Below are 12,866 nucleotides of genomic sequence, written 5' to 3'. Positions count from 1 at the left end.
CTTATTTCTGCTTTACCGTACTTTTTAATGCAGGAGAAAAAACAGAACGTTTTTCGCCCCGCATAACAGCCTCATCCGGTAGCCCCAAACGGGTAATAGCTTCCCTGCCGACAGGGGTTTGGGAAAGGATATCGTCACGAGTAACAGCAAAACTACGGTACGGCTGGACAGCACCGTAGATTTGGCGTACCCAATGTCCCCCCTTTTTTAAAAACCCGTCACATTGTTGACGGGAAATCAGCGCATAGTGGTGCGCCTGCAAGGCTTTCATCACCAGTTGATCATAGCCTACTAATAACCAGACACAGCGGTAACCTAAAGGCGTGCGACTGTAGACACTAATATTGAGCGGGGCGACAGAGGCAATCTCAGATAAATGGATCTGAGCAGGTATCCCCGAGAGTGTAGCCGCCAGTTCCGCTAACGCCGCCTGCATCTGGTCATGAGCAGAAGCGAGCTTAGTTTCCAGTGCCAACATCGCCATATCGGCATACGGATTATCTATCAGGGAATCCTGGCTGATCCGACCGGCTAGTGAGAAAAATCGCGGCATGCTAATAATCACCGGTTTATTCTTTTTGCTGCTTTCATCCCGGCGGCCATTCCACAGGCTAATAGCGTAATGAGTATGCAACTCAATGGTAAATGAGGAATGCAGTGCGCCTGAGCGAACAGCATGTGTCTCTTTAGTTTCAATCATGGTACATTCTCTCTGTGACATAAGGATATCGCTGAGATAGTTGCGTTATCAGGCTGTGACCACAATTCAAAACTCTTTTTTGCTCACCCCAAAAACCTGATTAACATCCCATAACCATAATGATTAGACTCTAATCACGACCTAAGTAGCCATTTTTGTGCCCGTCGTTCTGTCAGGCAATCCGATAACATGGGAAAGTCTGCTCAGCACAGTGTTCAACAACACAAAAAAGTATCCCATTGAAATTCATTCATATTTATTGACATAACCATAATTTGAAAAATCGCTTATTCCTTCACTGCATGACTGTTGCGACATATTCATAGTGATATGGTGGATATCGTATCCGCTTATTTATTCTTCATAAAATTCTGCCGGATTTCAGCAATCACTTTTTTCATCACGGCAGGATTGGCCTTTCTTTGCACCTCTGGCAAAACAGGTCTGTCTTTCTGACGGCTGGCAGGCACAGGCTTTTTCATGCCGGGGTTTTCCCCCTGATTTGCTGTGCCGGGGCTTCTCAACTCCCCCTGTCTGGCACGTTTCATCAGTGTCAGTAGGTAACCCACCGGATTTTTTAACGAGCCATTTTTCAATGGAACTCGCAGGCTATCTAACACCAAATGCCTCTGATCAGACGGAAGTGCCTGGAGTTGTTCCGTCAGCATTCTGATGTCGTCATCAGAGAGCTGATTTCGTAACGCTACAGGCAACAAATGCTCAACAATCGGGTTGTCACCATCCGATGGGGCTACGTACGTATTTTTATTCACACTGTGTGTGAAATAACGTACGTAACCGTTCGGTTGCCGAACTCTGTCGTAACTCGTTGATTTTAGACTGAGTTCGGTTGCCGAATTCGGGTTATCATCTCCTGTTCCTGTACTGAATTCGGATCCCGAACCCGGTCTGTTCCGACCTTTTTGATTAAGTTCGGTTTCCGAACCCGGTAAACATGCAGCCTGTAGCGCCGCCATTTGCTGCGGCGTTTGTACCTGACCTAACCGATTTTCCAGTAAAGCAATTCGGGAACGGCGATGCCGCATCATCGGATCATCTTTAACTTCCATCAATACTGACCAGGCAGTCTGACTAATCACCCGGTTTTTGTGGCGACACGCCTCCCCCACCGTGTCCAGCCAGTTGGGATCAAGCGCTTCAGCATCATGAAATGTCAGAGGCTCATCATGCTGGGCGTAGATGTTTCCTTTCACACGCCCTTTTTCATCCCTGACGCGTTTGCACAAACTTAGCCAGCCGGTTATTCGCAACATCAACAATACCCGGCTGACGGTTTCCCGGGAGGCTTTACCGCTGTATGGAGAGGCCAGTTGCAATTGCAGTTCATCATAGGTAGGGAAGACCGCTCCCGCATTTTGTTGTGCATACAGCCGTATCATTATCCAGGCCATCTTATCGAGCGGAGATAATCGGGTATCCAGAATTAACTGACGGGGAATAGCATCATGCACGTTCCCCAGATACAACAGCCCACTGCGCAACTGTTTTTTTTCATCACCCTCAGCTTGCGCTGCCAGTCGTGCATTCATCTGCTCCAACGTAAAAGCAATGAGGCTATCAGAGGACAAAGGCGCCTTCCGTGTGTTATTTCCAGATTTCATTGTTGTACCGCTCATGTGTCATCATTTCCCAATCTCGTCCTCCGTTACGACTTAACAACCGCCAAAACATGCCAATATCAATTTTTAAGCAACGATGAGAAACTTTACCTTTGCCTTTCGCTCTGATCCGAGTGTAATTTTTGCTACCCTGTCGATAACGTTTCAATTGTTCTACCGCTTTCTTTCTATAGACGAGTGGTACAGAACAGGGGGCCAGCAACCCCTGAGTGATCTCTGTCTTTTTCACCTGTCTTGCCGTCCCTGACCAACTTCAGGTTTTACTGTGTTCTTTTCGTCTTCAATCCAGCCACGTACAGCATTCCAGACTGCCGTCAGTGACACTGCCAGTTGTTCAGCGGCCTGCATCATCACACCCAGCCCATCCGCACTATCCAGATCAGTGACATGCGCTTTCCACAGTCGCCAGACCTCAGCACTGTCTTTATCTGTCAGCATCAGGCATCGACCCTGGCGAGCTTCAATCCCTAACATACGACGACGGGAACTCACCTCAACAGAAGTCAACCCAAAGTAGTGTTGCATCAATTCAATTGAGCCCCCTAACATCAATGCCCGATCAAGACGTTGCAGACGTTTTTGTTCACGTCGGGCTTGTTGCAGCATTAACGCAAAATTTTCATGATGGATACGCAGCGTAAGGACTGACACCGGGCTATTCATCAAATAATGCAAGTCTTCCACAGTCAAACTGTGTAACATCCGCATTTCTTCGTCCATCAAACCCAGTGCTTCACAGCGACGGAGATAACCCGATTTCAACTCCATGACCAGTTGAGTTAACAAGGCGTTGGTTACCTGGGATATCTGGCTCATAAGGCACCTCTCTCAATGCAATACGATACGTCTGAACAAAATTGAAACACATAAGATCTGAACTTACCCACCACGATGACCTCCGGTAATACGTCTGACCTGTTCCCAATGCTCAGCAATTTCCTGACATCCAACACACAACTGGACCCCCGGCAAAATCTGCCGACGTTGCTCATCAATCCGATCACCACACCCTTCACAATATTTCAGTGACACCCTACCGGTATGCATCTCACGCCGTACAACAGCGATCTGCTCTTCCAGCCACATCGCGGTAACAACCTGAGCCCTCGTGTCATCAATATCATCAGACATTGCAATTCCCTTCTGCTGAGACTACCGACAACTCACGTTGCAGTTCACGTAACCGGCGCAACACCCGAATAAGACGCATAAATTTCACTACCGCGACATCAGGCAATACTGGAGTATCCTTGTCAGACCCGACAAACCAGGTTCCCAACATGCTTATACCTGTATCTGCCAATTCACCGTTATGGTCACTCTCCCCCGTCAACGACAACAGCACCTGTACAAAACGTGATGCCGTATGGGAATAAGCTAATCGATAACCCACTTCACAGGCCGTATCTTTAGCTTCCTCAAGCTCATCCGCTCCTCCCATTTCTTCGGCTAACTCGAATGCCAAACGAAACGCCATATCTTGTAAATGCTCAATATCATCTCGTACCGGTGAGATAGACCAGATATCACTCACTGGCTCCAGACCAGTTTGTGCAAAACTCAATCCATCAGACGGCGTAGGCTCTGTTAATAATGAAGTCTGTGGTGGTGTTGGAAGACAGTGATTCAATTCACTAAAAGTAGAGGGAACTATCTGCGATAAAGGTGCTGATACTAAAGGCGCAATATCTTCCTTATCCTGTATTGTCGATAACTCACTGGATAAAGTTGGCCGAGTTTCATACACATCAAGCTGAACTTCAACTTTGGGCGGTTTGGGCGGACAAGCTTCATATTCCTCAGTCTTTTTATCTTCCTGACATTCGATAACATCCCCATGTGACCCAGGTTCCACTGCCGAAACGCAGGCAGCGCTTTTAGTCACAAGAGGTACCGACTTTTCAGGCACTTCAGCGGCTTGTCTATCCGCATCGCGCAAATGTTCAGCAATAGGAGGGGCTCACCAAATAACTGACGACGGTTTCGCTCTTTAGGATCGAGCTCCAATAACCAGCGATCATAATTAAGGGCAGGATGTGGCAAAGCTTTTATTAATTCCCCAATCAGTTCATCCCGTAACATGTCAAAAGAATAGAGTTCAGGATTATCAAAGCGCTGACATACCTCACCAAAAACTGAATCGAAGTCCTTCCCACACGATGCCTCCGAAGAAAAACTATTCCAGGTTTTTTGAGCATCAACTCGTAAAGACAATATGTTTACTGCTTGCGGACGCCCCATACCCGATATCAACAAATTAGGCATATGAGGATATAAATATTGCACCGTGTTATGCATCTGACTAATGCTGGTTTGTGATATTGGAAACCCTTCTTGTTTTAATAAATCTGTCAATTCTCGTTGTGAGACCGGTCTTCCCAAACATTTCTCATGCATAGAACTTGCGTTAAAAACACCAAGCGCTTTCTCTATAAACGTTAAATCCCCCCGAACATCATTTTCTGCCAGATGCCCAATGACACACTGCAATCGACCTGGCCAGGGTTTAAACAAACAAGGGATTCGGAAAAAACGTTCCTCACCCGTTTCTTTCCATAATTCACATAGGATTTGGTAACGGGTATTGCCTCCATCACTGAAAATGTAAACATTTCCACTGTCTTCCGGATCTCGCGTCACTTTCGGTACAGAATCCAGTCCTCTGGCACGAACAGAAGCTTTAATATCGTCAAAACGGGGATTACGGCTGAGGCGAGGATTATCCGGGTTTGGCTGTAATTCATCCAACGTTAATACCATTGGCATTTCTGCCATAGGCAAAACAACAGTACTGGTTAGTGATTGTGGTGTTTTGCCACGTTGAAGTATTGCATCACTGAGAGAGGTTTTATGCTTACTCATATATTTCCCCTTCCAGCACCAAGATCATAATACCTCTCTGTAAGATCACTAAACCGGGTACAGGCGCCATCAAACTGGATCTTGACTGTTCCAATCGATCCTTGGCGATGTTTACCAATAATGATTTCAGCTACCCCAATATCCGATGTATTGGCGTCATACACTTCATCCCGGTAAACAAACAAGATCAGATCAGCATCTTGCTCTAGCGCCCCCGATTCCCGTAAGTCACCGTTATTAGGACGTTTATCTGTACGCTGCTCTAGTTGACGATTAAGTTGTGAAAGCGCAAGTACTGGGCAACCCAATTCTTTACCCAGTGCTTTCAAGCTACGGGAAATTTCTGCAATTTCCTGGGTTCGGTTTTCCTGCTCCGGGCTTCGGATAAGTTGCAGATAATCCACCATAATCAATGACGGTCGACCGTATTTGCGCACATTTCTGCGAGCACGGGCGCGTAATAAAGCCGGAGTCTGATAACTGCTGTCATCAATTATCAGCCGATTTTCCCATTGAATTAGCGTCTCCATTGCTCTGCTGACCCGTGCCCAATCTTCATCATCCATTAATCCACTGCGCAGGCGTTCAAGCGGAACACGCTCTAACATGGACACCATACGCATCAATAATTGATCCATCGGCATTTCCAGACTAAAAATCTGAGCAACAGCATCAGGGGCACTCTCCAGTGCGCTCAGACAGAAAGCCAGTGCCAGTGCGGTTTTCCCCATAGAAGGCCGACCGGCCAGCAGGATAAGGTCGCCCGGCTGAAGACCACAGGTTTTTGTATCCAGTTCACTAAAACCTGTCGGCGTACCCGTTATCCCATTACCGCCATTGGCCTGCTCTAATTTTTCAATCAGCAAACCCAGCCCTTCTTTCAAGCTAATATCTTGGCGCACAGCTTTCTGCTCAGACAGCGTATATAAACGCTGCTCAGCCATTTCGGTAATGTCAGTAAAATCAGCACGAGGATGGCCAGCCTGAGCGCTCATCTCATTTCCCAGCATTATCAACTGACGCAAGCGACTTTTCGCCTGAATAATTTCCGCATAAGCAACAATGTTTGCCGTACTCGGTGTGTTTTTGCCAAGTTCAGCTAAATAGGCAAATCCCCCAATCTGTTTTAGCTGCTCCTTTTGCTCTAAAATTTCAGACAACGTTAGTACATCAACAGGCAAATTGGCCGCAAACATGGTTGCAACAGCGCCATAAATCCGTCGGTGAGCGGGCAGGAAAAAATCATCAGCATGTATCAGTAGTACGATTTCATCCCATCGATCATTATCCAACATCAGCCCACCAAGAACGGCTTGTTCAGCATCGCAAGAATACGGTTGTTCAATGCCATCCGGTAAAGAAAAAGGGTTACGCATTCTTCGCCCCCTTATTCGCCATCAGTGCATCAAACTGTTCATGCCACTCAGGGAACAACTCACAGGCCAGACAGTACATTGTTTGCGCGGCAGCGGGGCTTTTACGGGAGGTTTTGTATTCAAGACGGTGAACGGGTTGGGCACGTACGTGACCCAGCTTATAAATATCCAACAGATCGATACGGGTTTTCAGCAGTTGGTATACTCTTCGCCCACCGAGAGAGGACGTATCGTAACGTTTATGCTCGATAATATGGGCCAGTTCATTCAACGTATCGCGGTCAAGATTAGTGCCTTCAATACCATTCGCCAATATCTGAATTAAAGGTAATCGAATACCATAATTTTCAAACGGTTGTAGTCGCGTCAACATACGCAACGATCCCCGTAGAAACTCACGGACATCTGGCAGAATAGGCTTAATCACACCTAACACAAATTCAGTGGCCGTCAGCACAACCAGCTCCGCCATCACACCGGTAGCGCCCTTTGAATCAATGATGATAGCGTCATACTGGCTGAACAGAGGGTGCTGCAATATATTTCTCAGACGCAAACGTCCGTCGGGAGCATGAAGCATGGCCGTAGGCAGGAGTTCATCAGGATCATTGGAAATAATGACATCCAAATTATTTATCATCGAACGGGAAATAATCTGGTCTTTCTGACCCAGGTCAACAGTCTGCATAAGAAGCTCATACAAACCAGCAGGGGCTTCGTACTCAAGTGCAAAAATACTGCTTGAAGTGGGTTGAGAATAATCAGCGTCAAGAAGGAGAGTTTTGAATCCGGCATCAGCAAGAAAACCGGCTAAGTTGGCAGCATGTGTGGATTTACCCTCGCCACCTTTAGGAGAAATTACGGGAAGTATCTTCATTTTGCACACTCGAATTTAAGTAATTCGAAATATGAAAAGTACTAACCCAGTATCTTAATTACAAAATTCTCGCATTGATTACAAAACACTAACATCTCAGCAAGAGGATTGAAAATCCTCGTGTCGGTGGTTCGATTCCGCCTCCGGGCACCAATTCAAAACGCGTTGATTGAGAGATAAAAAGCTCAATGAGCGTTCGATACTGGGACCTAAAAATGCATCGCGTGGCATTATTCAATCATGCAATATTTCGATGTTAATTAAAGGGATTCTAGATTCAGGATATCTGAAAAATCGGATGTCATTTTTCGTTCGAGCGCAATACTTACAAGTTCTATTGCAACTGTCAAGCCATCCAAACCAAAATCAATGAATTAATTAACACGATGTTGTATATCGGTTGCTTAGATTTCCCAATTGATCAGCAAAGGATCAGTGATGGGAAATTACATCAGTTAAAAAAATTCCCCATCTTGCGACCTATCTTTCCTATACAAATCTCTCGGTCTATTCGAGGGATTTTTTCGAACTTTTGCTTGTCTTGCTGATCTCAACAAAAAACAATGATTGAGGAACTTAGGATGTTTTCAGCAAAACCAGCAATGGGCAAACATCTGCTACAGGACGTGTCTCTCACCGCTCAATTATCGCCAATACGGCGTAGCCGGTATGCTTACATCAAATAAATACATTATAAACATTGACGTATTTTATTTTTAATCCTATACCTTTTGTAATGTTATAAGAGACCTGAAATAGAGTGCGGCCATTCCCTTTTTCGGAGTGACCAAATCTTTCTCTATGGGCATTCATCAGCCTAATACCAACAGCAAACAGGGAGCGGGAGCAATCTTAAAGAGAGATGTCGACGACACATAGTATTAATAATAGTTAACATTAAAACCACTAACACAGCTAAAGTCCATTTCATACAATCAGGAAACAGTCATGTCACTAACACGCGTAGAAGCTCAATACATATATAATAATAATCTCGGGTGCCGCTACGGCACTACGACTGGGGGGGCGGCCTACGCCTTCATGGACATTGAAGGGGAAGGCAAAGATGGAGGTTCGATGATCCCTCCAAACCCGGTAATCATGAGTTGGCTTAGAGATCCTAGCCAGCCCGCTTATGAGCCCCGCTGGCACAACCGACTGTGGAACTCATGTGGATTGATCGTCACATTGAGCGCCGCGGGTACAGTGCTCCTGGTAACAAAAGCGCCTCCCACCGCTGAACGGTACCTGTTCAATAATGAAGCTGCGCGAGGCGATCACTATACGTTTCGCAAGTGCAACCGCCTTTCACCGGACAGTAAAACTGTGGCGACAATCCATTATGGAGGGGGAAAAAGAGAGCCGGAAGACAGGAAGATCGCTTCCCCTGTCGACGCGGCGCTGGTTGATATTGCTACCGTCGGGAAGCTGTATAACGCAATCCTTGCAGAGCTGAAGAAACTTGCAGGCAGCGCGGCAAGCTGACCGCACTGAGTTGACAACGTGATGCAAAAACAATGGCTGTGAGAAATCACAACCATTCAGACCGCTGACAAACTTCGTTGAAAATAACGGGGTTTGTTCCTTTCATCATGAATCATAATCATTAACCCCGTTTAATTCCCCGACAGAGTGCTATTTTCGCTTCCCCTGCAATACGTTTTTTTCGGCAGGGAGCAGTCACATATCCATGCCTAGAGTTAGTATGAGATCAATAACAACGACGTTTGCGATTACATCCCCTGTCATCACTTTGGTTGTTCCGGCCATACGATATCAGGGGCAATTGAGCAATCAACTCGACTGAGCAGAACTCTGTATTTACGCCATTCAGTTAGTGTGGTTTGTTCTTTATCCGTAGCAATCTCTAAATCAACGGCGTCCTGTAACGGTGCGATAGTATTTGCGGCCTGTAACATCAGATGCTGCTTTTTTCGTTCTGCCGAACGTTGCAGTTCTTTTTGAGATGGAGGAGGAATATCACCCCATGCGGGTAACCCATCAGAGCCGGCAATACGGCGCTTTCCTACCGGTGGACTATTCGACGCGAATTCTAAATAAATTTTCTCACTTACCTCAATACCATCTTCAGGCCATGAGTCAGAAGCCATATATCGCTGTTTTAGTTCAACCGGATAAAATGAATTTGATTTTGGGCTATAAATATACCTCATTTAATACCCCACAACATAAATCATAGGTTGATATTGACGATTATATGCACCAGATGCAACTAATTGCAGCTCCACAGTGACTGATGCTTTATCCCAATCAATAACTTGCCAAAAACCGTCAGAGTAGACGTCGTATTTAGGTACTTTGGTTGACACCTGAACATTTAAAATACCTGTTGGAAAAGTTATTGGTAACGGAACCTGCATTGAAAGTTCTGCTGTCGCGATTTCACCTGTCGTCCATGCCGTAATGACCCCAGTGTTATGATCTTGAATCCATCCCGACGGTTCCAAAAGTGTTGAACTTCTAACCAATTGGCTAACCCACCCACCCCATGTGTTTCCCTTATCCCAAGATTGCCGAACGGCTTCTTGTCCATGATGAGATGTGTAACGCTGGAAAATAACGTTACCTCCATTCAATGCTTCCAAAATTCCATCTCCGTATAAATATCCTGCGGAAAGCAGCGGAAAATCTGGGACGGAAGACGGATTTGAAACAGTTACGTTATAGAATCCACTCAATACATAATCACTAAACCGACTACCGTTTCCAATGGTTCCCAAACTGGTAGCATTCATTGCTCCGATATCAGCAGCATTCAAAGAGACATCATTAGTCAGTGCCCTTCCATTAATTTTCCTGCTATTAGGCACCGAATTTTTCGCCAGTTCCACAGTTTCCCGTAATCCGAGATTCTTCACAAACTCCGCTTTATCAGGAACATCCGCCCCGTTCTGCTTTTTCTCCAAGAAATTAGCATTATTTCTAATGGCGTTTTGATTAGCTATATTTGCCAGATCATATGCTGCTTTCACTGCTTTAGATGTTGCCGCATGAGTTTCACTATCACTACAAACATCATTACTTAGAGTAACAAACCCTCTATCTTCCAATGTTGCGTAAGGGTGGCTCCTGCTCTGTGCGTGCTCTTCAATCGCGCTTTTGATTGAATCTTTAACATATTCAGGTGTTGGTACTACTACTAAATTATCTTCTAAGGCTTTTATCTCAGTTTTTTTATCTTGAGTGCTCATATTTATTCCCTCATTTAATCAACAATACTCATTGCTAAGTAACATGAAGGCGGGGAGATACTTCTCCGCCTGTAAACATCAATAAAATTGGTTTATCAACACTGGAGAGTACGACTTGACTAAATTTCGTTGGTTAACATTTGGTGAGTTGCATATTTCGATAACAGAATGACATAAAATAACATATGATCAAACACAATCGTTTATCTCTGTTTATTAATACACCTGTCAGTTAAACTCATTCAACAGTGGCGCTTATGGACAAGTTAAGAGCAATCAACGTTTTTCGGCGTGTTGTGGAATTAGGCAGCTTCAAAGCCGCCGCCCAAGATCTAGGCTTATCCAAGGCTGCTATCAGTAAGAACATCAATGAGCTTGAAGAGCATCTTAAAAGCCCCCTGATTAACCGAACGACCCGAAGCATGCATATAACCGCAAGTGGCAGGAATTACTATCATCAGGTATGCAACATCTTGGATGAACTTGAGAATGCTGACTTATCAGTTATGAAAACTTCTCACACTCTGACAGGCTCGATAAAAGTGAGTATTCCAATGTCTATAGGACTCAAGGTATTAAATCCACTGATATGCCAGTTTATACATGCTCACCCCGGTATTTCTGTCGAAGTTGTCATGAGCGATAAATATACCGATCTTATTGAGCATGGAATAGATGTTGCGATACGTGGGGGAGGTGAACTGAGCGACTCCAGCCTTCGTTCCAGAAAGCTGATAAAAGTGCCCCGAGTCTTATGCGCCTCACCGGCATATATTGAGGCTTCTGAAAAAATACTCATCCCTGAAAATCTCGCTTCTCATAACTGCCTTATCTACAGTTTATCTTCTTCTCCACGACGCTGGATGTTTCACAATCAAAATGATGTGAAAGTCGTTGACCTTAAGCCCGGAACCTATGTGGTGAATAACGGACTTGCGCTCAAACAGGCAGCCCTTTCTGGACACGGCGTAGTTTTACTGCCTGAATTATTGGTCATTGATGAGCTACAGTCAGGCGAACTCGTCAGACTGCTTCCTGAATGGGAAGCGGACACACAGGCACTGTATGCCATACAACCCTTTCATAAAGAACGCTCTATCAAGACAAGGGCTTTTATCGACTTCCTTGTCAATGCACTGGATGAAACTTGCTGAATATCTTGTGATTTTAACGGACGCTTGATTACAAAATCACAGCACTCGCCCTATCTTCATTTTTACTTTTCCTGAATACCGACAATCTCTTAAGTAGCAAATTTCCGATTGAAATAAACGCCAAGCAAACTGGTCATGAAAAGTAATGGCCCTATCAGCGAGGGATTAAAATTGTTTACTATCAGTGCACAATATTTTCACATAATAGGCATTTTAATAAACTATCCATCTCCCTATACTCGGTTTGGCAGATGAATTTACCGGTTACATCAAAATTGGGGTGTAGATATGAACAATTCCGTTATTTCAGCATCAGAAAATCTTGTCCTGTCTTATCTTGATGGACGTCAACCAACCGTTGGCATTGAGAATATCAACAAGATTTTATTTTCCGTCGGCGTCCGAGTCAGTACAGCTCCGATCCCTAAAGAAGCCAAACCGATTCTTGAAGTGTCAAAAACGCGCGCGCTCACTGGAGAAGAGAGCGAGAAACTGATTTCGCTATTTTCTTTACACCGCGGAGAACTTCTGGAGCAAATCCGTCTGGCTGGCCGCCAGCCGGAAGCTCACCGCGGCGGTTTTCTGTCGATATCGGAAATAGGTGTCGCACCTTATCCCAAGGTCTACGATATGAAAGCAATTTCGGTTGAAGCCAGAAAAACCGTTCTCGAAAAATTCGGCAAACTGCACGTGAACAGCTCTGAAGACGGGATGGGTATTGATGAAGTCATGACGGTTGTGGCTGGCGGCCCGTGGACCTGGTTCTTCCGTCTGCCGGACGGAGAGATTGCAAAGCTATCGATAGGACGCGTGGAAACTGGCGATCCCGCCTGGCGTCTTAGCTATCCCGGACTCGGAATGCATGCTGGCTTCCTGGATGCTAAGGATGGACTACTCGTGGCATTTGCCCACGGGCCGAAGCATTTCGTTATGCGCTATGACGAACCAAGTGTTGATGATACAGAGATGCTGGGCACCAACCCGTGGATTGATTTCAGCGGTGATATCCCGAAACTAGTAAAATAAAAGCCTATTTTCCGGTTGG

Annotated in this window: 14 protein-coding genes; 3 read left to right on the top strand and 11 right to left on the bottom strand. The window is 45.4% G+C overall.

Going from position 1 to position 12,866, the window contains the following annotated elements; genetic code table 11:
- Position 1 precedes the first annotated feature (1 nt).
- The 9 genes from Phpb_RS16445 to Phpb_RS16410 form a co-directional block, all read right to left on the bottom strand.
- On the bottom strand, positions 2–721 hold the full coding sequence (locus tag Phpb_RS16445; protein WP_240492591.1) for a PFL_4669 family integrating conjugative element protein: 720 nt from the start codon (positions 719–721) through the stop codon (positions 2–4).
- Positions 722–1,050: 329 nt separating this feature from the next.
- Entirely contained in the window at positions 1,051–2,322 is a 1,272-nt protein-coding gene (locus Phpb_RS16440) for an STY4528 family pathogenicity island replication protein (RefSeq protein ID WP_240492590.1), read from the bottom strand.
- Entirely contained in the window at positions 2,306–2,569 is a 264-nt protein-coding gene (locus tag Phpb_RS16435; RefSeq protein ID WP_041379952.1) for a ParE family toxin-like protein, read from the bottom strand. The genes Phpb_RS16440 and Phpb_RS16435 overlap by 17 nt, the downstream gene beginning before the upstream one ends.
- Positions 2,566–3,156, bottom strand: a complete 591-nt coding sequence (locus tag Phpb_RS16430; protein WP_065391277.1) for a DUF2857 domain-containing protein — start codon at positions 3,154–3,156, stop codon at positions 2,566–2,568. Before Phpb_RS16430 ends, Phpb_RS16435 begins: the two co-directional genes overlap by 4 nt.
- Before the next feature lie 63 nt (positions 3,157–3,219).
- Entirely contained in the window at positions 3,220–3,471 is a 252-nt protein-coding gene (locus Phpb_RS16425; protein WP_065391276.1) for a TraR/DksA C4-type zinc finger protein, read from the bottom strand.
- Positions 3,464–4,225 (bottom strand): hypothetical protein, encoded by a 762-nt coding sequence (locus Phpb_RS24570; protein WP_082302615.1) that lies wholly within the window; start codon positions 4,223–4,225, stop codon positions 3,464–3,466. The genes Phpb_RS16425 and Phpb_RS24570 overlap by 8 nt, the downstream gene beginning before the upstream one ends.
- Positions 4,222–5,202 carry a ParB family protein gene (locus tag Phpb_RS24565; protein WP_082302614.1) on the bottom strand — a complete coding sequence of 327 codons (981 nt, stop codon included), beginning with the start codon at positions 5,200–5,202 and terminating at the stop codon, positions 4,222–4,224. Before Phpb_RS24565 ends, Phpb_RS24570 begins: the two co-directional genes overlap by 4 nt.
- Positions 5,199–6,578: an SPI-7-type island replicative DNA helicase gene (dnaB-PI, locus tag Phpb_RS16415; protein ID WP_065391275.1), complete on the bottom strand. Its 1,380-nt coding sequence runs from the start codon at positions 6,576–6,578 to the stop codon at positions 5,199–5,201. The genes Phpb_RS24565 and dnaB-PI overlap by 4 nt, the downstream gene beginning before the upstream one ends.
- Entirely contained in the window at positions 6,571–7,455 is an 885-nt protein-coding gene (locus Phpb_RS16410) for a ParA family protein (RefSeq protein WP_065391274.1), read from the bottom strand. The genes dnaB-PI and Phpb_RS16410 overlap by 8 nt, the downstream gene beginning before the upstream one ends.
- A 948-nt stretch (positions 7,456–8,403) precedes the next feature.
- Between Phpb_RS16410 and Phpb_RS16405 the strand changes: the two genes are divergently transcribed.
- Complete coding sequence (locus Phpb_RS16405) at positions 8,404–8,940, top strand: hypothetical protein (protein ID WP_065391273.1); 537 nt, start codon at positions 8,404–8,406, stop codon at positions 8,938–8,940.
- A gap of 263 nt (positions 8,941–9,203) precedes the next feature.
- On the opposite strand, the gene Phpb_RS16400 is transcribed toward Phpb_RS16405, so the two are convergent.
- Both Phpb_RS16400 and Phpb_RS16395 read right to left on the bottom strand, forming a co-directional pair.
- Positions 9,204–9,629, bottom strand: a complete 426-nt coding sequence (locus tag Phpb_RS16400; RefSeq protein WP_065391272.1) for a tail fiber assembly protein — start codon at positions 9,627–9,629, stop codon at positions 9,204–9,206.
- Positions 9,630–10,667, bottom strand: coding sequence for a tail fiber protein (locus Phpb_RS16395; protein ID WP_065391271.1), 1,038 nt, complete (start codon positions 10,665–10,667; stop codon positions 9,630–9,632).
- Positions 10,668–10,924: 257 nt separating this feature from the next.
- On the opposite strand from Phpb_RS16395, the gene Phpb_RS16390 reads away from it, so the two are divergent.
- Positions 10,925–11,821 (top strand): LysR family transcriptional regulator, encoded by an 897-nt coding sequence (locus Phpb_RS16390; RefSeq protein ID WP_065391270.1) that lies wholly within the window; start codon positions 10,925–10,927, stop codon positions 11,819–11,821.
- A 288-nt stretch (positions 11,822–12,109) separates the two neighbouring features.
- Entirely contained in the window at positions 12,110–12,847 is a 738-nt protein-coding gene (locus Phpb_RS16385) for a hypothetical protein (RefSeq protein ID WP_065391269.1), read from the top strand.
- Positions 12,848–12,866 lie beyond the last annotated feature (19 nt).

The organism is Photorhabdus namnaonensis, from assembly GCF_001684335.1.
GTDB classification, from domain to species: domain Bacteria; phylum Pseudomonadota; class Gammaproteobacteria; order Enterobacterales; family Enterobacteriaceae; genus Photorhabdus; species Photorhabdus namnaonensis.
The sequence above is the reverse complement of the archived record's forward strand: the minus strand, read 5'-3'. Positions and strand labels throughout refer to the sequence as shown.

Bases quoted from the DNA above. Each gene is read 5' to 3' on its own strand.
- Phpb_RS16440 (WP_240492590.1), bottom strand. From the start codon at position 2,322: ATGAAATCTGGAAATAACACACGGAAGGCGCCTTTGTCCTCTGATAGC.
- Phpb_RS16400 (WP_065391272.1), bottom strand. From the start codon at position 9,629: ATGAGGTATATTTATAGCCCAAAATCAAATTCATTTTATCCGGTTGAA.
- Phpb_RS16405 (WP_065391273.1), top strand. From the start codon at position 8,404: ATGTCACTAACACGCGTAGAAGCTCAATACATATATAATAATAATCTC.
- Phpb_RS16395 (WP_065391271.1), bottom strand. From the start codon at position 10,667: ATGAGCACTCAAGATAAAAAAACTGAGATAAAAGCCTTAGAAGATAAT.
- Phpb_RS24565 (WP_082302614.1), bottom strand. From the start codon at position 5,202: ATGAGTAAGCATAAAACCTCTCTCAGTGATGCAATACTTCAACGTGGC.
- Phpb_RS16430 (WP_065391277.1), bottom strand. From the start codon at position 3,156: ATGAGCCAGATATCCCAGGTAACCAACGCCTTGTTAACTCAACTGGTC.
- Phpb_RS16445 (WP_240492591.1), bottom strand. From the start codon at position 721: ATGTCACAGAGAGAATGTACCATGATTGAAACTAAAGAGACACATGCT.
- Phpb_RS16425 (WP_065391276.1), bottom strand. From the start codon at position 3,471: ATGTCTGATGATATTGATGACACGAGGGCTCAGGTTGTTACCGCGATG.
- Phpb_RS16385 (WP_065391269.1), top strand. From the start codon at position 12,110: ATGAACAATTCCGTTATTTCAGCATCAGAAAATCTTGTCCTGTCTTAT.
- dnaB-PI (WP_065391275.1), bottom strand. From the start codon at position 6,578: ATGCGTAACCCTTTTTCTTTACCGGATGGCATTGAACAACCGTATTCT.
- Phpb_RS16410 (WP_065391274.1), bottom strand. From the start codon at position 7,455: ATGAAGATACTTCCCGTAATTTCTCCTAAAGGTGGCGAGGGTAAATCC.
- Phpb_RS16390 (WP_065391270.1), top strand. From the start codon at position 10,925: ATGGACAAGTTAAGAGCAATCAACGTTTTTCGGCGTGTTGTGGAATTA.